This window comes from Desulfonatronovibrio hydrogenovorans DSM 9292, from assembly GCF_000686525.1.
In the GTDB taxonomy this organism is placed as follows: Bacteria; Desulfobacterota; Desulfovibrionia; order Desulfovibrionales; family Desulfonatronovibrionaceae; genus Desulfonatronovibrio; species Desulfonatronovibrio hydrogenovorans.
Map to the genome: position 1 here is coordinate 111,469 of NZ_JMKT01000017.1, position 20,251 is coordinate 131,719.

The 20,251-nt window shown below is 49.7% G+C and carries 17 protein-coding genes and 1 tRNA gene; 4 read left to right on the forward strand and 14 right to left on the reverse strand.

Translation table 11 applies throughout. The annotated features are described in order from the left end of the window. Position 1 precedes the first annotated feature (1 nt). The 6 genes from P771_RS0114425 to P771_RS17855 all read right to left on the reverse strand — a co-directional run bounded on the left by P771_RS0114425 (position 2) and on the right by P771_RS17855 (position 5,405). Positions 2-961, reverse strand: coding sequence for a lipopolysaccharide kinase InaA family protein (locus tag P771_RS0114425; protein WP_028575695.1), 960 nt, complete (start codon positions 959-961; stop codon positions 2-4). Continuing rightward, positions 958-1,578, reverse strand: coding sequence for a hypothetical protein (locus tag P771_RS0114430; RefSeq protein ID WP_028575696.1), 621 nt, complete (start codon positions 1,576-1,578; stop codon positions 958-960). The genes P771_RS0114425 and P771_RS0114430 overlap by 4 nt, the downstream gene beginning before the upstream one ends. A 53-nt stretch (positions 1,579-1,631) precedes the next feature. Beyond that, the gene (locus tag P771_RS18535) at positions 1,632-2,636 is read right to left on the reverse strand and encodes a hypothetical protein (RefSeq protein WP_150112218.1); all 1,005 of its coding nucleotides are present in this window, start codon (positions 2,634-2,636) and stop codon (positions 1,632-1,634) included. 45 nt (positions 2,637-2,681) lie between these two features. After that, positions 2,682-3,464: a glycosyltransferase family 2 protein gene (locus P771_RS0114440; RefSeq protein WP_028575697.1), complete on the reverse strand. Its 783-nt coding sequence runs from the start codon at positions 3,462-3,464 to the stop codon at positions 2,682-2,684. Positions 3,465-3,493: 29 nt separating this feature from the next. Beyond that, positions 3,494-4,123, reverse strand: coding sequence for a class I SAM-dependent methyltransferase (locus P771_RS17850; RefSeq protein ID WP_051617404.1), 630 nt, complete (start codon positions 4,121-4,123; stop codon positions 3,494-3,496). Between the two features lie 229 nt (positions 4,124-4,352). After that, positions 4,353-5,405, reverse strand: a complete 1,053-nt coding sequence (locus P771_RS17855) for a glycosyltransferase family 4 protein (RefSeq protein WP_051617407.1) — start codon at positions 5,403-5,405, stop codon at positions 4,353-4,355. A gap of 292 nt (positions 5,406-5,697) precedes the next feature. Between P771_RS17855 and P771_RS0114460 the strand changes: the two genes are divergently transcribed. Next, positions 5,698-7,515 carry an ABC transporter ATP-binding protein gene (locus P771_RS0114460; protein WP_028575698.1) on the forward strand — a complete coding sequence of 606 codons (1,818 nt, stop codon included), beginning with the start codon at positions 5,698-5,700 and terminating at the stop codon, positions 7,513-7,515. A gap of 20 nt (positions 7,516-7,535) precedes the next feature. Continuing rightward, positions 7,536-8,318: a lysophospholipid acyltransferase family protein gene (locus P771_RS0114465; RefSeq protein WP_035244708.1), complete on the forward strand. Its 783-nt coding sequence runs from the start codon at positions 7,536-7,538 to the stop codon at positions 8,316-8,318. 31 nt (positions 8,319-8,349) lie between these two features. Here the strand turns inward: P771_RS0114465 and rfbA are convergent, their stop codons facing one another. The 4 genes from rfbA to P771_RS18970 all read right to left on the reverse strand — a co-directional run bounded on the left by rfbA (position 8,350) and on the right by P771_RS18970 (position 13,457). Continuing rightward, on the reverse strand, positions 8,350-9,231 hold the full coding sequence (gene rfbA, locus P771_RS0114470; protein ID WP_028575700.1) for a glucose-1-phosphate thymidylyltransferase RfbA: 882 nt from the start codon (positions 9,229-9,231) through the stop codon (positions 8,350-8,352). A 59-nt stretch (positions 9,232-9,290) separates the two neighbouring features. After that, positions 9,291-11,411, reverse strand: coding sequence for a ribonuclease R (gene rnr, locus P771_RS17860; RefSeq protein ID WP_035244711.1), 2,121 nt, complete (start codon positions 11,409-11,411; stop codon positions 9,291-9,293). A 274-nt stretch (positions 11,412-11,685) separates the two neighbouring features. Next, positions 11,686-12,747, reverse strand: a complete 1,062-nt coding sequence (lpxK, locus tag P771_RS17865; RefSeq protein WP_051617410.1) for a tetraacyldisaccharide 4'-kinase — start codon at positions 12,745-12,747, stop codon at positions 11,686-11,688. 155 nt (positions 12,748-12,902) lie between these two features. Next, positions 12,903-13,457, reverse strand: coding sequence for a lipopolysaccharide kinase InaA family protein (locus tag P771_RS18970; RefSeq protein WP_161635993.1), 555 nt, complete (start codon positions 13,455-13,457; stop codon positions 12,903-12,905). A gap of 308 nt (positions 13,458-13,765) precedes the next feature. On the opposite strand from P771_RS18970, the gene P771_RS0114495 reads away from it, so the two are divergent. Beyond that, positions 13,766-14,569, forward strand: coding sequence for a hypothetical protein (locus tag P771_RS0114495; RefSeq protein WP_028575702.1), 804 nt, complete (start codon positions 13,766-13,768; stop codon positions 14,567-14,569). Positions 14,570-14,950: 381 nt separating this feature from the next. Here the strand turns inward: P771_RS0114495 and P771_RS0114505 are convergent. Continuing rightward, positions 14,951-15,027, reverse strand: a tRNA-Pro gene (locus P771_RS0114505). Positions 15,028-15,780: 753 nt separating this feature from the next. Here P771_RS0114505 and P771_RS0114520 point away from each other — a divergent pair. Continuing rightward, the gene (locus P771_RS0114520; protein ID WP_028575704.1) at positions 15,781-16,494 is read left to right on the forward strand and encodes an SIMPL domain-containing protein; all 714 of its coding nucleotides are present in this window, start codon (positions 15,781-15,783) and stop codon (positions 16,492-16,494) included. 67 nt (positions 16,495-16,561) lie between these two features. Here the strand turns inward: P771_RS0114520 and P771_RS0114525 are convergent, their stop codons facing one another. The 3 genes from P771_RS0114525 to P771_RS17870 form a co-directional block, all read right to left on the reverse strand. Next, positions 16,562-17,767: a glycosyltransferase family 4 protein gene (locus P771_RS0114525; RefSeq protein WP_028575705.1), complete on the reverse strand. Its 1,206-nt coding sequence runs from the start codon at positions 17,765-17,767 to the stop codon at positions 16,562-16,564. 37 nt (positions 17,768-17,804) lie between these two features. Beyond that, entirely contained in the window at positions 17,805-19,361 is a 1,557-nt protein-coding gene (locus P771_RS0114530) for an alginate lyase family protein (RefSeq protein WP_035244715.1), read from the reverse strand. 185 nt (positions 19,362-19,546) lie between these two features. Continuing rightward, positions 19,547-20,251 (reverse strand): RNA-guided endonuclease InsQ/TnpB family protein (locus P771_RS17870; RefSeq protein WP_150112219.1); only part of this gene is annotated, 705 nt, incomplete at its 5' end.

Sequence of the window (20,251 nt, forward strand, 5' to 3'; positions counted from 1 at the left end):
TTTAATATGGATACCACCAGGAGACACCTTTAGGTTCATTGCGACCTGCACCGACCAAAAGTCTACGGAATCTTTTGAACCAACGTCTGAAGCTGAAGCCGCCCAAATACCAGAATCTAAATAATATCCAGTCTTGCCAGGATAGCTCACGACCTAGGTATTGAGCCAAAAAAAATCTCTGTCCCTCAGTCGAGAGGTCTAAACGTCTCAAGCATCGTAAATCATAGAATCTTTGCATCCATTCAGGCAAAAGAAAATTTCCTGGCCTTACATGATCGGTGTCTATCAAGGCTAATTCACAGCCTTTGTCACAGACAAGAAAATTATGAGTAACAATATCTCCATGTCTTATACGAAATTGATGCATTTTACTGCTTAAGTCAGCCATACAGGAAAGAAGGGCGATGGCCTCGCCTGTGGCTGACTCACCTTTTTCTCTCCATAGCCTTTGCAAAGCTTGACTAAGAGTTTCCCTGGCACACACTTTCTCATAAATGTAATAACTATCTTTTGCTAATCCTGATCCAGACTGCCACCAAGCCAAGGGGCTTGGCGTTGGAATACCCGCAAGTTCTAAAGCAAGTGAACCATTGAAAGCGGTACGAGCATAATTCCTATGAATACCCTTAATCAAAATTTCAATTTTTCTAGAAAATGAAACCCCACATCCTCTTCCAGATGTCCTTTTAAGAACTACCGGCCTTCCATCACCTGGCAACTGGAACACTTGCAAAGTGTTTTTTGCTCTCCCGGTTTTATAATTTGAATAGTTAATATCACCATTATACTCCAAACTCTTAATAAACTCCATAATGACGCTTGAACAACCGGCCCCGGTATTTATCGCGCCCTTAACATATCCAGTATTGAAACTCCCCTTTTCTTCTGAAGAGTACACTTGGCACCAGACATTCTTATGTACTTGGCGATATTTTTTTTCCTTCTTGAGCTTTGTCTTCATCTTCTTAACACATTATGCCATTCAGAAAGATAGTCAGCATGAACCAAACCTAATTTGGCGGGTATAATCTGAATGCCCAACGAGATAGCCATGGCAATCCTGTGACATCCGGATCCTCCGAAGATCGGATTTCCCTGTCTATCCAAATGAATAAGTATGCCTGAGTTCTCCAGATTTTTTTTTCTGGCTCGGCCTAGTTCACTGGCATTACGCAATTTACCTTCATTTTTAACTTGCTTATATACTTGATCAAGCCTATAGTATCTAGCCTTAATATCGTCCAGGGTACGCAGGCCATCAACCCTGCCTCTTTGTCGAATAATTTCCAGAAGGTACTCAAAGCACCCAGTTTCTGCCCAAGGAATCCCCTGCTGCCAGTGCATAAGGCTGAACTTCACCTTTGGGCAGGTATAGATGGATGCAGTCTTATTGTCCCAATCTCCGCCAACAATCAAGCCGGACAACCTGTGAGGTCGAACAGCGTAGGGCTGGGCTTCAGGCGGGAGGAAGGGTATCTGCTCTGACACCTTGGCATATATGCGCTGACTGTGTCTTGGCGCATTTATTCCATATATCAGCTTGTTGCGAAGATTTCTTAAAATAACATATAAACGCATGCCATTGCCTGTGGTTTATTCAGGTGATGCCTGAAGCGAAGAGGTCTCTTTAGTTATTGGCTTTTTTTCAGCCTGGCATTTTTTTTATATAGAAACAGCCTGTAACCTGGTGCAGCCAAGTACCTGGCTGTTCGCATCCATCCTGGTTGTTTTTTCCACTGCTCAAACGTGCGCCAGATTCGATTCCAGATGAAATCAGCCCATAACATGGTAATGGCCTTGTGGGTAAACTGCTCAGCCTTGATATTACCTCTGGTCACCAGGGCATTAAAAAGATCAGGAGAGTTTTTCAGCATTTCAATCTGGTACAGAGCTTCCTGCATGGTATCTGCTCCAAGGTAATCCTTGCCCGGCTCACCGACTTGACAATATGCTGATTCAGTTCCTCCAATAAATGGTATGCCCGCAAGCCATGCATTGATAAGCTTGGTTGGAGGCTTGTTGGGAAAGCTTGTTGCTTTGTTGCTGGTGCGGATGCCTACCAGGCAGTCAATATCCTGAAGCTGTGCCCAGCTCTTTGGTCCCAACACTCTGAACTTGATCCCAATTTTTGCAAGTGCCTGTTCCCATGCCCGGACGTCACCCTGCAGGTGCTTTTCCCGGCCAGCAAATGCGCATACTCGGAGATCGCTTCCCCGTTCTTTGTTCCGGACTTTTAAACCGGGTTGAGGCCAATGCGGCATCCAAAAAAAATGCCTGTCATCAGCTTGCAGTTTGTTTTGAACCACATGCTTGACTGCCAGTCCTGAAGGCCTGCGGTCAGCCATGATGGCTACCAGAAAATGATCCGGCCTGAAATGGACCGGGTTAATCCTGGCCACATGAGCGATATTCGGGCAACCCTTCATGGGACGATTGCTGGCCAGAACCGGAAAACCCATCTTTTTCAGTTGCAGGTACAACTGCACTGCCCAGGCAATGGGACCGCTGCGAAAAGACCTCCAGTCCTTTTCCAGATCTAAACTCGTCAGTTCTGCAACTTCCTGTGGTGATTTATTGGAAAGCAATACACAAACATGCTTGTCCTTGGGGATGTCTTGCACAAATCCGTTGATCAAAACATCCCCCCTGCAATAAACCATATAGGCTGACAGCTCATATCCTTACAGGTCAGCAACGCTTCTTCCACCACGATTATCTTGACGTTTCAGCTGCATCATTTTGGCAGACATGATCATTTCAGCAAATGCGGACATGGCTGCAATCAAAATACCGCGCCAACCATCCAGCAAACCCAGCCTGAGTACACTGTCTTTAAAAAACCTGATTGGAGGGCGCAAAAAAAAATGTATCAGTGCTGCAGGATTGCCCTTTTCAACCTTGTCCATGGCCTTCCAGGTGGTGTAGCGGTTAATCTTGACCACCCAGGCTTCCATGGATGGAATAGGATAATGAAGGATTGCTTCTTTCAACCTCCCGGCTTTTGGCACCTTAAACTCAGCATGAACTCTTTTATTCTCTTTTCTCCCTAAGTCTCTGCGAAAAAGCCTCAGCACCCTGTCCCGTCCCCAACCGGAAAAGCGGATTTTTTTCCCGAATAGGTGATTACTCCGTCTGATCCAGTAACCATCGATCTTGTTATTTGCCAAATCCAGATCCCTGATCTCTTTTGCCAAGGTGTCTGGAACACGTTCATCAGAATCCACCACCAGCACCCACTCATGACTTGCCTGAGGAATTGTCCAGTTTAGCTGGTCTGCATGGCTTTGATACTCCCTTTGAAAAACCCGGTTTGTATACCTGCCTGCAATTTCCAAGGTGCGATCTGTACTGAAAGAATCCACTACCAGAATTTCATCAGCCCATGCAACGCTTTCCAGGCATGCGCCGATATTGTCTTCTTCATTAAAACAGGGGATAACCACACTGATTGGCACATGAGCCATAAACTAAGCCTTCAGGAAGTCTTACATTGTTAAATGTTTAGACAATTATTGTCCCGGTATAAAATGGTGGTTCTACAGCTCCTGTAGTTGGTAGCTTTCAGTCCATCCAGATTAAGAGGTCTAAAACCTTTTTTCACGGCATATGCCTGGACAATCTGGTACTTCTCTCTTGAGGAGTCATCAAGTATAATAACTCCCTTTTCCGAAAGGACAGTAATGGCCTGTTTCATACAGTTCATTCTGTCTTTGCCATCAATGACAACCACATCAAACGACTTCTTGAATTCTTTGACAGTTCGGCAGTAATTCCCGTCAACATCCTCTTCCTTATAAAACAAGGAAGCATTGTCCGGCACTTTGTTCTTTATAAAATCGAACCATTTTTTGTCATGTTCAACCGACACAACATCTTTCACCAGTCTGGAATAAAAGAATGTTGAATAACCACTGCCAAATTCAAACAGACATAAATCTTTATTCAGCCTTTCTTGAAGAATGTTAACAACAGCATAGTTCATCCAGGGTATTTCTGAACCATCTTTTGTGCATGGATAGCCCCGCTTAACAGACTCAATCCACCCGGTTGAATGAAGATAAGATTTTTTCCGAATTAACAGTCGGTTAATTACTGTCAGAAACCATAGGTATTTCTTAAGCATGCTCGTCTTTTTCACTATTGTCCCTTTACATTTTATACCTGAACTGAGTTTTTGGTTAATCAGTCCGCATTGCTGCCATTACAAGCATCCGTACAAGCATCCGTAGGGCGAACGCAGCAGTGCCAGCCAGGCCTGGCACTGCTGCGTTCGCCCATAATAAAAACTTCGTCCGGTTTAGAGCATTAATTGACTCAAAATGCTGAAAAACAGCATTTTTTATCTCCTGCAATTATTGCCAATAAATCTTTTTCTCTTTACAGACGCTTAAATAAACATCCAGGGTCTGGTCCACGGTCTGAACAATGTTGAACACCTCATGCATCCGCTGCTTAGCCTTGAGACCGAACTTGCGACGCAGTGCTGTATCTTCAGCCAACTTTCCTATGGCCAAAGCCATGGCCCTGGCATCATCAACAGGCACCACATAACCGCTTACACCATGTTCCACCATCTCCGGCAGTCCGCCGGCCTGAGTAACCACGGCAGGAACACCCTGGGCCATGGGCTCGATGATGGATTTAGTCAGGCCTTCCCTGCCCCTGGACGGAGCCACAGCCACATGGCAACAGCCAAGGATGGCCGGGGCATCCTTTCTGAAACCGGCAAAGTGGACCCGGTCTTTGATCTCAGGTTTGCTGCCCAGTTTTTTGACCAATGGATCACGCACCTCGCCCATGAGCAGGACATGGACATGCTCTGGCAGTTCAAACATGGCCTCAAGCAGAACGTCCGCTCCCTTGACCCGGCGCATGTTGGCTGCGCATCCCACAACAAAGGATTCTTCCGGAATTCCGAATTCCTGTTTCAGATCGATCTTAGGCAGATCCTGATACCAGGAAAAATCATGGCCCTTGTAAACGGTCACTATCTTATCCGGACGCACTCCTGATTTCTCCAGGTCTCTGCGCACTGCATGGGAAACACAGACAATTCGGTCCACCCTGGGATTAAGCCATTTCAGCCAGCAGTCCGGATCCCACCGCCGGACATGGCCGATTGCCCCTCTATAGACAACCAGGGCATGGGGCAGGCCATAGCTGGACCAAACCAGATTGCTGATGGGCCGGTTGGAGAACCCATGCACCACGTGAAATCCTTCATCCCTGATTTTTCTACGCAAGCGCCTTATTCCGCTTATATCCAGGCGAGATCTAAGGTTGAGACTTTCATGGGGGATGCCTGCATCCTGGAGGTGCTTAATATGGGGGCAGGCAGACTCGGTCATGACCTCCACATGCAATCCAATCTTCTTCATCCGGCACATCATGTCGATCTCAGTCATGTGACTGGTCCTGGTAACCATTAATACTTTAAGTTTGTTTTCAGGATGCACTGGCGAAAAAAGGGTTGTTAGTGGAGTGTTGTGTTTAAATTTTCATTTAACGACCTGGACAGACTGGTGTCAACCAAAAGCTTTGCCCTGCTGTCATTAATTCAGGTTTTCCACCTATTGTTTTTTAGGCCTAAACTTAATAGGCTATTTTTCTTGGGCAGATAAAGGCAAGCTTTTCGACATCTGGAGCGGTGGATATTTCCTGTCCTATAACCAAATAACCCATAACTATATAAAAGAAATGCGCTTAAAATCAGACTGGTCCAACATCAACAGCTGGGAGCTGGCCAAAAGAACCCTGGCCTATTTCAAGCAGTACAAACTCCTCATTCTGGTTTCTCTGCTCTCGCTGGGAGTTGTTGCTGCGACTTCCGGTGCTGCAGCTTTTTTGGTCAAACCAGCCCTGGACGATATTTTTATCAACAAGGACCAACGGGCTTTGCTCCTGATACCTATTCTGCTGGTCCTGATCTTTGCTCTGAAAGGGTTTTTCATGTTTGTCCAGAATTATCTCATGACCTATTGCGGGATCCAGGTTTTGGGACAGCTCAGAAGGGAGCTTTATTATAAGATGACCGACCTGCCTTTGAGGTTTTTTGAAGATAACCGCACCGGCATGCTCATGGCCAGAATAACCAGTGATGTCAATTTATTATCTTCAAGTCTGCCCAAGCTGGTGGAGCTCACCAGACATTTGTTGACCATGCTTGCCCTGCTCGGGGTAATTTTCTACAGGGATCCACTGCTGGCAGTTCTTTCCTTGGTCATTTACCCTCTGGCCATTTATCCCTTCATCTATTTTGCCAAGAAACTACGCAAAATGGGGCGTAAGACCCAGTCCAAGATCTCGGACATCACTACTTTTCTGCAGGAAACCTTCAGCGGGATCAGAGTTATCAAAGCCTTTGCCAATGAAAAAGGAGAACAGCAGAACTTTGCCCGGGAAAATGAAAAGCTGATCAAGATTGCGGTCAAGGAAAACAAATATGATCATGCCTCATCACCCATAATGGAGTTCATCGGCTCCATCGGTATCGGGCTCATTGTCTGGTACGGTGGTACTCAAGTCATTGCAGGGCACTCAACCCCCGGCACCTTTTTTTCCTTTATGACCGCCCTGATCATGCTCTACCAGCCCATTAAAGGCTTAAGCAAAACCAATATCGCCATTCAAAAGGCTTTGTCCGGGGCTGAAAGGGTCTTTGAAGTCCTGGATTCACCTGAACTCCAGGTGGAACAAGGGGGCAACACTGAGCTCAAAGGTCCTTTTCAAAAACTGGCTTTGAAAAATGTCACTTTTGCTTACCCCGACACGGGTCATCCAGCTGTGGACAATGTCAACCTTGAAATCCACAAAGGCGAAAAAGTGGCCATTGTCGGCCCCAGCGGATCAGGTAAGACCACCCTCATCAATCTGCTGCCCAGATTCTACGAGCACCAGCAGGGCCGGATCATTTTAAACGGCCTGCCCACCAGGGAATATACCCTGAAGAGCCTGCGCATGTTCATGGGCATTGTGGCCCAGGACAACTTTCTGTTCAACGCCTCCATCAGGGATAATATCGCCTATGCCATGGAAAACGTGGCTGAAGAGGAGATAATCAAGGCAGCCGGGTCCGCCTTTGCCCATGACTTTATTATGGAGCTGCCCCAGGGTTATGACACGGTCATTGGTGAGCGGGGCGTCAAACTCTCCGGTGGTCAGAAACAGCGCATTACCATAGCCAGGGCCCTTCTGAAAAATCCCTCCCTGCTCATCCTGGACGAGGCCACCAGCGCCCTGGACACGGAATCAGAACGCATCGTGCAGATGGCTCTGGATAATCTCATGCTGGAGCGGACCAGCATAGTCATTGCCCACCGCCTGTCCACTGTCCTGTCATCTGATCGGATTGTGGTCATGTCCAGGGGCCGGATCATTTCCCAGGGCAAGCATGACCAGCTCCTTTCCAGCTGCAGCCTGTATAAAAAACTGTACAACATGCAGTTTCAGGAAAATGGAGATTTACACCCTGCATCAGGGGACAGGGCAGGAAAAATATCCAAAGAGAGTATTTGATATTTACATAGGAGCCAGCCATGACTCAAGCCATAACCAATGACCAGGATTCATACGTAACCAACCCGGCCCGCTCTTCCATGATCTTTCACGCAGTGCCTGGGCTCTATTTTTATCTGCGCATGCTGGGCACGGTTTTCAAGGCAGCCCGCAAGGCCAGAAAAGGATACACCGACCAGGACTGGATAGAGAGCAGCCTGGAAATAATCAAGCACTTAGAAACAGTGGACTGCCGGTTTTTCATTGACGGCAAGAAAAACTTCATAAATCTGGAAGGCCCGTGCGTTTTTGTGGCCAACCACATGAGCACCCTGGAGACCTTTGCCCTGGCCTCCATCATCCGGCCCCACCGGCCGCTGACCTTTGTGGTCAAGGAAAGTCTGGTCCGCTATCCAGTGTTCAAACACGTCATGCAGTCCAGAAACCCCATGGTGGTTTCCAGAAAAAATCCCAGGCAGGACTTCCGGGTGGTCATGGAAGAGGGTCAGGACAGACTGTCCAGAGGAATATCAGTGGTTATCTTTCCCCAGGCCCGGCGGACCAGCCGCTTTGACCCGGAAAAATTCAACTCCATGGGCATCAAGCTGGCCAGAAAGGCTGGGGTCCCGGTCATCCCCCTGGCCCTGAAAACCGATGCCTGGTCAGCAGGCCGGCTGCTCAAGGATTTTGGCAAGATCCGGCCTGAACGCTTTATCCATTTTTCTTTTGGCCCGCCCCTTGTGGTTCAGGGCAATGGCCGGGAAGAACACCAGAAAGTGATCAGCTTTATTAGAACAAATCTGGAAAAATGGAACAGGATGTGATCATCCCCCTGAAAAAAGTCTTTAACACTGCCTATTCCTTGCTGCCGGCCCGGCGCAGCAGATACTGTCCATACTGATTCATGGCCAGGGGCCTGGCCAGGGCCACCAGTTCCTCCCTTCCTATGTATCCCATTTCATAGGCTATCTCTTCAACACAGGCCACCTTGAGTCCCTGGCGTTTTTCAATGACCTCGATAAAATTGCTGGCCTCCAGCAGGCTTTCATGGGTCCCGGTATCCAGCCAGGCATAGCCCCGGCCCATGAGTTCAACCTTGAGCCTGTCCTGCTTCAGGTATGCCTGGTTAACAGAAGTGATTTCCAGTTCTCCCCTGGCTGAAGGCCTGATGGACCTGGCAATATCCACCACGTCATTGGGGTAGAAATAAAGGCCCACTACTGCGTAATTGGATTTGGGATCCCGGGGCTTTTCTTCAATGGACACAGCATTCATGGACTGATCAAACTCCATTACTCCGTAGCGCTGGGGATCACTGACCCAGTAGCCGAAGATCACGGATTTCTGCTCTTCAGCCACGGTCTTTACGGAATTTCTAAGCAGCCGGGTCAGATCATGTCCGAAAAAGAGGTTGTCACCCAGAACCAGGCACACATCATCCTGACCAATGAACTCTGCTCCAATGATAAAGGCCTGGGCCAGCCCGTCAGGACTGGGCTGGACAGCATATGAAAAGCTCATGCCCAGCTCTGATCCATCCCCCAGAAGGTCCTGGAAAAGATTGATATCCCTGGGAGTGGAAATGATCAGCACCTCTCTGATGCCTGCCAGCATCAAGACGGACAGGGGGTAGTAGATCATGGGCTTGTCATAGATGGGGATGAGCTGTTTACTCACTCCCCGGGTCAGGGGATAAAGCCTGGTTCCGCTTCCTCCGGCCAGAATGATTGCTTTCATGAGGTGTTCCTTTTAGGTCCTGGAAGGGTTTCCAACTGGTTGCACTCTATTTCCTGCACTCAAGGTTTGCTGTCTGCGGCCTGGTCCAGTACAAAATCCACTTCCAGCCGGTCCAGATTCACATCCTGGAGCACCACCTCCACTTTCTGGCCCAGATAAAACCTCTTGCCGGTGCGCTTGCCCAGCAGGTCCTGTTTTTCCGGCCGGAAGACATAATAATCATCGCTCATATTGGACAGCCTGACCATGCCCTCGGCCAGGACATCCTCCAGTTCCACCCAGAATCCGAAATCAGCCAGGGAAGATATGACCCCGGTAAATCCCTGGCCGATCCTGGGTCGAATGGACAGGATAGTGGCCCTTTTCAGGATCTCCCGTTCAGCATTCATGGCCACCCGTTCCAGGGAACTTAAGGATTCAGCCACCTTTTTCATGCTCTTGAGTCTGGGCTTGACCAGGGTCTCCTGGTCCAGGGCGTTTTTCAGGGCCCTGTGCACCACCAGATCAGCATAGCGCCTGATGGGCGAAGTAAAATGGCAGTAAGATCTTGAAGCCAAGCCGAAATGGCCCTCATTTTCCGGGGAATACCTGGCCTGCATCATGGACCGGAGTACCAGCCGGCTGACCAGAAATTCCAGGTCAAAATCCCTGGAAACATCAATCAGCCTCTGCAGGCTCCTGGGGTCGCGCTCCTTGGGCAGCTTGGGTCCCAGGTCAGTGTTGGTCAGAAGCTTGAACAGGGAGTCCAGCTTGTCCTTGTCTGCAGGAGGGTGGACCCGGTACAGGAAAAGAGATTTTTTTTCCTCCAGAAATTCAGCCACAGCCTCGTTGGCAGCCAGCATGAATTCCTCAATGAGCTGGTGGGCGAAGTTCCTGGTCCTGGCCTTGATCTCCAGACCCCCGTCCAGGATGTTCAGCAGGACCTCTGGTTCCGGCAGGTCAAAGTCTATGCTTCCCCGTTTCTGCCGAAGCTTGAGCAGTTTCCTGGCCAGGATATCCGCCTTTTTGAGCATGGCCAGGACTGGTTCAAGCTCTTTTATGGTTTCTGGTTCTTCCAGGTACAGGGCTGCATTGACCTGGGCATAGGTCAGCCTTTTCTTGCTTCTGATCACTGCCGGATAAAAGGAAGCCTTGTGCCTGACCCCATTGGCATTAAAATGCATCTGGGCCACCATGACCAGCCTGGGCACATCCGGATTCAGACTGCACAGGCCGTTGGACAGACTTTCCGGAAACATGGGTTCCACAGACAGGGGAAAGTAGTATGAATTCCCCCTGGCCAGGGCCTCCTGGTCCAGCCTGGAGCCTGGATGGACGTAATGGGATACGTCGGCTATGGCCACATACAGGATGAACCCCTGGTTATCAGGCTCCACCAGGATTGCATCGTCAAAGTCTTTGGCCTGGGCTCCGTCAATGGTCACAAATTCTTTGGAACTCAGATCCCTGCGGCCCTTGAAGTCTTTCTTACCTGGTTCGCCGGGCAGGTTTTGGGCCTCTTTGAGTACACTGGCTGGAAATTCCCCCGGGACCTTGTGGTTGAGCTTGACGATCTCCTCCTGGACCTCAAGGGTATGTTCGTGGCCCATGATCCTGGAGACCCTGGCCGACCACAGCCCTGCTTCCAGCTGCTCCATTGGTTCGGCCACCACCATGGTGTCTTTGTCCAGGTCCTGTCCTCCTGTTTCCAGGACCAGGGAAAAATCAAGCCTGGGATTGGCTGGCCGGGCCAGGACCAGTCCCGGCCCCATGGGTTTGATCACCTTGGCTGGCAGCTGGCTGGTGGCCCGTTCAACCACCCGGACGATCCGGCCTTCCGGATTCTTTCCCTTTTTCCCGGGCAGGGTGGCCACCAGGATGGTGTCTCCGTGCCAGGCATCCTGAAAATTTTTAGGATGGATGAATATATCCCTGCGTCTCTTGTCAAAGGGTATGGCAAAGCCCACCCCGGACCTCTGGACCTCCAGCACGGCCTTTTGCACCGGCAGTTCATCCACCAGACACCAGGTCTTCCTGGTCTTGAAGACCCGGCCCTTGGCGGTCAGGGATTTTAAAATATCCCGGGCCCGGCCGGCCTCTTTTTTGCCGAGGTCCAGGCCGTCCCTGATCTCCCTCAGGCTCAGGGGTTTGTTCATTTTCTTGAAAAACTTAAGTACTGTTTTTTGATCTATTTTCTGCATTTTTTTTCTCAGTTAAATTGTTTGGGCCGGAAAAATATACTTTATCCCTGGCCTTTTTCCCCTCCAGAGCAGGGAGCACCTTAAGCAGTATCTCATTAAACTTGTTTAGAACTGCTGCTTAACTGTCCAGCGCATGGGGACCACTCACTTCTTACCTGCGGCGACCCTGGTTATAAGCAATTGATATTCTTTGCTTTTTGACCTTACTGGTTTTCGCTGATTAAAAGTCATTCTGATAGCAACCTAAAATAAAAGTCCAGGTTGTCTATGGACTTCAATTGCCGGGTTGATAATCTGTGAGGTACGCTAATGCCAGGAGCATCCTTTTTTCCAGTTCTTCTGCCCCTTCAACCATTCGCACCCCGGCCCTGGCCTCCCAGATATTCAACCCGGCAACAGGCCCCAGTTTTACCGCATCCTTGGAAGTACAGATTACATCTCTGACCCCGGCCTGCCCGGCCATGGCTGTTATGGCCTTGATGGACTGGGCGCCAAAGGGGTGGTGGTCGGCAAAGGGCAGATGTCCTCGCGGTCCATAGCCCAGAAAAGAACTTATGGATAAGACCACTTTTCCGGGATTGGCCACCCCGGTAACCAGCAGGTAAGGCCTGTTGTCCAGTCCATGAACCGGTTGATCCTGATCAAGCCTTTTTAATTCCTTGATGCTCAGATCAAAATAACAGACTGGCTTGCCTTGGAGCAAGGGTCTTTTATCCACCAGATCTTTGACCCTGGATAGCTCACAGCCCCACAAGTTGACCATGAACAGATCCGCCCTGGCCAGGGCCAGTTCATCCTCCCGCCACCTTCCGGCCGGGACAACCCTGTTCCAGCCCTCAGCCAGGTCATGGGGGGTCAGAAGCACCAGATCAGCATCCCTTTGGACCCTGACGTGCTGAAAACCGTCATCCAGGATAAAGACATCCGGATCAAGGCGGGACAAAGCCCAGCTGGCCGCCCTGACCCGGTCCGGGTCCACTACCACCCTGGCCCTGGCTGCCAGAGACCTGGCCAGCATAAGGGGTTCATCCCCGCACACCCCGGGATCATCACCTGGCTCCACCAAGTGGGGAAAAACATTTGTTCCAGCCTTGTAGCCCCTGGTCAGGATGACCGGTTTCCGGCCAGTGTCTGCCAGCCATGTGCCCAGAAACTGGCACAGCGGGGTCTTGCCGGTCCCGCCCATGGAAATATTGCCCACCGAGATGACCGGCCTGGACAGCCTGAGCGCTTTTCTGGTCATGGCCTGCTGGCGCATCCGGACTCCCAGGGCGTAAATCCGGCCCAGGGGGTAAAGGATCTTTGCAGTTCTGGAGGAAAAAAAATCAGCTTTCATCAATTGTCTCAGCTATTGTCCGGATAATCATCCTGGTCTTTTCCCTGGATCCTGAACATATATCCATTTCCAAACAGATACCCGGCCAGAACTGTTCTGCCTGGTTTAAACCAGGGCCATGCGCCCTTTTCTCCGGTCCAAAGGTCAGAGCCGGCTCATCCCCCGCGCATGGGTTTGGTCCAGGCCACCATCCTGCGCCAGATCCTCCGCCTTTTCCTGGCCAGGTTGGCCACCAGGAGCATCCGGTCCACATCAAAACGCTCTCCGCAGTAAGCTCTGAAAAAAAAATCCTGCCACTCATCCAGGTCCAGCCGGGCCAGATCCAGGGCCCTGGGTACCAGGGAAAGCTCAGGCCTGATCCTGGCCCGGTTCAGATCAATAACGTACAGGCTGTACTTGCCAGGACCGCCTGTAAGCAGAAAATTGCTCAAATTCATGTCCCGGTGCCAGAATCCTGAGTCATGCATTTTAAGGACAAATCCAGCCAGTTTCTGAAGCACTTCCTCCATCACCCCTGGTCTGGACCAGTTTTCCTTTAAAAAGGCCCGCAGCACCACATGGTGGGGAATTGATTCGCAAATAAACGCATTCTTCCAGGTCAGTCCCAATTTTCTGTGCTCAAAAGCAGCCAAAGGTATGGGAGTCAACAAATCATGCTTGACCAGATGGCTGGCAGCCAGATATGACTTCAGCGCCTTGGATGTTTTCAACGGATCCAGCACAAAGCTCTGAAAACCCCTTGGCTTAAAAATTTTTATCAACTGGCAGGGCCATGGAAAATCTTTTTCTGCAAAGAAAGAGCCCTCTGCAACCAGATTTGGTTTTTTTTTGTAGATGGTTGATGAATTTTCCCATCGCCAGGGCCTGTCAAGGATAGTCCGGGCCACAGCCAAAAGATCGCTGTGTCCACAGAAAAAAAAGCCTCTGCTTCTGGTTAGCACTGACTCATAAGGCAGCCCGTTTTCAGAACCGGCCCTGACACTTTGGCCTTGCTGAGAGTCGCAGTTTGATTTGCCAAATGTTTTCAACGGACGGCCTCTTATCTTGGAAGCACCATGGCTGTGGTCCTCATGTATTTTCAGTTCCTGAAAACTGGGACCAGCTTGATACCAACATACACCTTATCTCTACAATAGTGGTTACAAAAAAATACGTCTATTCCAGGCTGGGAACTAAAACAGTGCTGTGGATCAACCCCAGGACAGTTACCCATCATATCGGCACAAACCGCCCTGTTATCAGGCCTGTTGACAACATAATCAAGAATCTGCTGTTGCCTGCCCCGTCCCTGGCCAAAACTGTCCGAAAAAAAATACATAATTATGACCCATTTGTCATTCCACGCTTCTTCTTTAAAAAACCAAGAAAAATCAGCTCATTAAAAAAATTCAAGCTGATTGAAGACCTGGCTGAAAACCGGAACGATCTTGAACAGTCCAAATGGTTCCATGCATTACTCCAGGAAATCAAGACCAGAGGCTTTGCCAAGCATAAAACCATAATCATGCGGAACCACGAAGACGTATTGTCTTTTTTTTCCAGCTACATTCTGAAGCTGATAGCCAGCATGGAAGCCCAGGGATACCTCCCCCAAAAAACTAAAGATGCGGGCACGGCAATTATCGGTCCTGACGGAGAAATTTATAAGAGCTCAGCAGGAAACCATCGGTTTTTTACAGCAGCAATCATTGGCACAAGCAAAATACCCCTCCAGGTGGCCGGGGTCCACCAGCAGTGGTATCGCTTGCAGCTTATGAAACATAAAGACCAAACTAAAGCCATACAGGCTGGTCTCATGGAATCTGAAAAAAAACACCAGTAACATGCCTGCCCGTATTTTACGCAATCAGCCGGCCCCATGGCCAGGGCGCAAGATGCTCTTGGACCTCCCTCAAATTTCATCCAAGACGACATCTATCCTGACACATGGGGGCACCGATTTGACCGGGCAGGCAGATCTCTCAACAAAAATGAATAATCATCTTTTACTTCTGCGAGTTGCAGTGCGCCTAAACCGAGCGATTATCATACAGCTGCCCAATATTGCTCAATTCAGGAGTAATGATAAAGGGTCATCAGCTCCAGGCGGGACGGGAGACATTCTTAATTCTTTACATTACAGCTCAATTTCAAAAATACGCTTAAACCGGAAGATCCAAAAAAAAGGGGCCAGACTTGAAAAGCCTGACCCCTTGTCGTTTGATGGTCGGGATGAGAGGATTTGAACCTCCGACCCCTTGAACCCCATTCAAGTGCGCTCCCAGACTGCGCTACATCCCGTAAGCTTAAAATAATTATGTTTCCCAGGCAGGAATGTCAATCAATTTTTTAGGCCCTTCCGGTCCAGGCGTAGATTGCCGGAAAAAGTCTCCAGCCCAGGGCAGGAAACACCCATCCATAGCCGCCGGATCGGTGGATATAAATACTAATCATCTTAATTACCTGTTCTTTCTTCCTCGGTCCTTGCTCGGTGGCTCAAGGGCTGCTTCAGCCCGGGTGAGAGATATTCCTTAATTTTTGCTATCCAAATAATCCCATCCTTCAGCAGTAATCTCATTAAAATTGATCAGGAGCCCGATTTCCAGGCCTGACAGACACAAGTATAGCAACAAAAGCTGCCCTTGCATGTCACCGGTAATTCAAGCTCTGTCTAGCAGTCTGTAGAAAACAGTCATTATCAGGCAGCATGATGATCTTTAGGTTTGTTATTATCAATTGATAACGGTTTTCTTATCTGCGGAGATCAGCGGCTGATATTTTTTGTTTTTTGATCTTATCGGATACACCAAGAAACAGGATTTAAAATCGCTGATCTCGGTGACTTTCCCTGATTAAAATCATCTTTGACAGCAAGTCAGAATAAAAGGCCAGGTCCTAGTTGTCTATGGACTGAAGTGAACCTCATGGGCTGGACATCCAGGCTGCCATGTCTTGACTCAGCTTGCTTCTGGCCACACAATTTCCCTTTTATTTCCCTTTCTTTCATGCTATTTTTAGACTACAGCACATGCTTTGTAAAAGGAGGTAAGACATATGGCAGACAGGGCATCCAACAACTTCATGGCCGGTGTAATTCTGGCTTTGGCCCTGGTGGCAGGGGCCTGGATCCTGGGATCAGCCATCAAAGATTTCAGGGCCTATGACAGGTTTGTCAGTGTCCGGGGGTTTGCCGAGAGAGAAGTCCAGGCAGACCTGGCCTATTGGCCCATCTCCTTCAGTGCTGCCGGCAATGACCTGCAGAAAATCCAGCAGGAGCTGGACACATCAAGGGATGAAGTCCTGGATTTTTTGGCCAGACAGGGTCTTGGCCAGGCTGAGATTTCTGTATCCGCCCCCAGGATAACCGACCAGCACGCCTATGGCGTATCTGAACAGCACAGACCGGCCAACCGGTTCACAGCCCAGAGTGTCATCACTGTGCGCACAGACCAGGCCGACCTGGTCAAACAGGCCATGGCTGCAGCCGGAGAACTGGTCACCAGAGGCGTAGTCCTGATCCATTCCTACGAGTTTCAGCCCAGGTTTGAATTCACCGGCCTGGCTGAGATAAAACCGGAAATGATCGCCCAGGCTACAAAAGATGCCAGAAATGCAGCCCAGCAGTTTGCCCATGACTCGGACAGCCGGGTGGGTGCCATCCGCCGGGCCAGCCAGGGTCTTTTCACCATCAATGACCGGGACCCCTTCACCCCTGAAATCAAACTGGTCCGGGTGGTGACCAGTGTGGATTATTTTTTAAAGGATTGATCCCTGCACTGGGCATCATTTCCTTGCTGGCCAGGATGTCTGAACTTGATTTACTGCAGAAATCCGTTCAGCACTGTTTTATTATCTCAAGCATTTCCAGGGCCAGTTTTTTGCGGTCATAATCTCTGGCCAGCTGCAAGCACCCCTTCTGCAATCTGTCATACATAGACTTGTCCCGGTGAAGCTCATGCAGGGCATCAAGAAAGCTCTGCCTGTTTTCCGGTTCAAAGCAGATCCCGGCCTGATACTGATTCACAATCCTTTTTGCCTGGCCTTCCACACCCAAAAGAATTGGCTTATGCATGGCTGCGGATTCAAAAATCTTGGATGGTATCACTGTCTTAAATGTATCATTCTTTCTTAAAGGGACCAGGCATGCATCTGTAATGGAAATGTAACCGGCAATAGTTTCTTTGGGAACAGGATCAAGAAAAGTCGCATTTTTTAAATTCAGCTCTTTTGCCTTGTGCAGCAGATTCCTTTTCTCAGCTCCATCCCCTACGAATAAAAAATGGATCTGATCATTCAGGACCGAATCAGCACAGTCAAGAATAAAGTCCAGGCCGTGGGCCATACCGTGAGTGCCTATGTAGCCCAGCACAAATTTGTCTTCCAGTCCCAGCTTGCTGACCAGTTGTTTGTCCTTGGGCCGAGGGGAGAACAGGTCCAGATTGGACCCGTTAGTGACCACCCGGATCTTGTCCGGTGTAATGCCTCTCTTGACCAGGTCCAGCTTAAAGGCAGCAGACACAGCCACCACCTTGGTGGCCCTTCGGTACAGGAAAAGTTCCAGCCTCTCCAGGAAGCTCAGGAAAAATCCGTCCTGCATGGCCCCAACTGCCCGGATGGACTCAGGCCATAAATCACGCACCTCAAATACCCAGGGCCTTCTCTTGCACAAGGATAATCCATAGCCGGACAGAGTGGTGAAAAACTGGGGTGATGTTGCCACGATGACATCGGCCCGGACAAAAAGTCCGGCCAAAAAAGAGGAAAAGGCAAAACTCAAATAATCCAGAGAGCGGCGGACAAAACCTTCATTGGCCGTAATATAGCTTAACACCCGGATCAACTTGATCCCATCCATGTACTCCACATGGTGGACTCTGTTTTTGTAGCCCGGAAAGATCCGTCCGGACGGAAAGTTGGGAGCACAAGTGATCACGGTCACTTGTGCACCCTGCTCCACCCACTGCCTGCAGTGCTCATAAGTGCGGGTGGCCGGGGCATTGACTTCCGGCGGAAAGTTATCGGTTATAAATAAAATTCTCATAATATCAGGCTGTAGTTTAACTCTCGCCTAACTAAAATTACTTACAAAATTCCATCCGGGTATTTAGCTTATAAGTAAAGCCAACGCATATGCACATGGCCTGAGCTCTTTTGTTGAACCCTGTGGCGCAGAGATACGGTTCAATCCAGATACTATCATGACCGGCGAAATAGATACGCATGCTCTCGCAACGCACAATGTCCTCACTCACAGACGCTTCCAATCCCGGTGCCAGGTGAAATCTGGCAGTGCCCCGGCCATTGGGGTTGAGCTCGTCCGTGACATGTATCTCCTGGTCACCTGAATTAAAGGTCCGCCTGTGCCAAACCCCGAAACCGTCATGCTCGGCTGTTATGCCGGACTTGTTCTCCTCCAGGACCCTGACCCCGGCCCGCCTGGCCACCCGGAAAGCTGCCCAGGCTTCACTTTGCTCCCGTCCCTCCATGCTCACAGTATTGTGCGCGGCAGTGGAACGCTCAAACTGCCTGGTCCGGCCTTGTTCATAAGTGCTGGTCCCTGTATCCACCATCCAGGGCTTTCCATGTACATGCAGGACAAAGCTGAGCATATCGCAGTGACCATGGCCCGGGATATAGTCAGGCCCGATGGGGCCTGCATCCACGATGAGTTCATAGCCGCAACCGTCAAACCTGCGGTATCCGCTTTCTGCCAGGGGCCGAACCCTGGACTTTATCCCCAGCCGCCGGGCATAGCCCTCAAGCCCCTGGGTTGAGGGAGCAATGTCCGGGGCCGAATCATTAAAAAGAGGGATCTCCCGGTTAGAAAAGGCCATCTGCTTAAGCCATCCCAGCATCAGCGCGGCCTTGGATCGCAAAAGAGCCGTGAGATTGTCACAAAAACCACGACTATGCGCCAGCAGATTAATGCAGTCAAGCACCCTAAAGAGCATAAGCTGGTGATACATGGGACTCAGCTCGAAATGAGCGCCGTCATGCAGGATCTGTTCTTCCAACTCTGGCTTCAGAATATCCAGGGCCTTTTGACGCAGTTCATCATCCTGAAAATACAAGCCCCCGAAAACCAGGGCAAACCCGTTTTCCAGCAGGTGATTGCCCAGCAGATGGTATTCCAGGTTGTCCACAAGAACCATGAGCTGCGCGTACAACGACGCATCAACCTCCTGGTCCTGTAGCTTGTGCTTACAGATAAACTTTATCCAATTCATCACCCGCAGGGAGGTGGGGTAAGGCTCCATGCCTTCCCGGTTATTGTCTGCCCCGGCCACGAACTCATGCATCAGGCCCAGGCCTTCTTCCCTGGTCATGCCTTCCTGACCCAGGTACTCAAAGTAATTGAGATTATAAGCCCAGAGCTTGCCGTGCCCGGCAAAGTTCCAGTCTATCTTATCACCAAAGTCATGCTCCAGGTTCAAAAACCTGAATCGCCTGTCCCCAAGCCAGGAAGTCTGCGCCGGAATGGAATTTTCCAGGTCCACAGGAAATCCCCTGGCAGGGAGGCTAAGGTTGTACTTATACCCGGTCAACCTGCGCAGCCGTGCGCGCATGGCGTAGTAAAGGCGATAGCGGATCTGGATGGGCTTTAAGTGGCGGATGGTATGGTAGTGTTTTAGCATAGAACGTGTAAGAGTTGATTGTTGAATGCTGATAACGGCTGGTTTATTTTGAACATCGCTTTAACTGGGATGAACGCAGGGCTGAAATTTTGCCTGCCAACCGGCTGATCTCCATTCTTTCCTGATGATATGCATCTTCAGACTTGACATCCTCCTCTCCCTGAAGAAAGAGGATTCCCTTTTAATCACGTTGTTAGTGTGACAGGAAAAAAGGTCGGTACTGTATCACTATTTCCCGGTAGTTCCTGCTTCAAAGATGGCCGTCCGTCTCCACAGGCGTAAATTCCCGCATGCCCTGCGGTATGAATGTTTATGGCTGCCACGTAATCAGCATTGCCTTCAAACAGACACTTTACACACCTGAACCTGCTCTGACTCCTGCGGTTATCCTTGTCTTTATGGCCGCATACAGGGCAGGTTCTTGAAGTGTTGCATGGATTCACTTTTTCCAGCCAGCCACCAAGCCATGACAGTTTGTATTCAAGCTGTCTGAAAAACTCACTCCAGCCCTGATCCAGAATAGATCTGTTAAGATCTGACTTGGCTTTGACATTTCTACCAGGTCTCTCAAGTGTACCCCTGGCTGAAGCACTCATATTGCTGACTCTCAAATCCTCAACCACCACCAGCCCATACTTGTCGGCTATCAGTCGTGACAGCTTATGCAGATAGTCCCTGCGCACATCAGCAATTTTCTCATGCAGCCTGGTTATCCTGGCCTTGGCTTTCTTCCAGTTCTCTGAAAATTTAACTTTTCGAGCTAAGCCCCTCTGCAGTCTGGAGAGTTTCTTTGACAGCCTTTTAAATGAATTAAGGGGTGTGTAGAATGAACCGTCTGACAGAGTGCAAAATCTGGCTACGCCCATATCAATACCCACACTTGGCTTTTG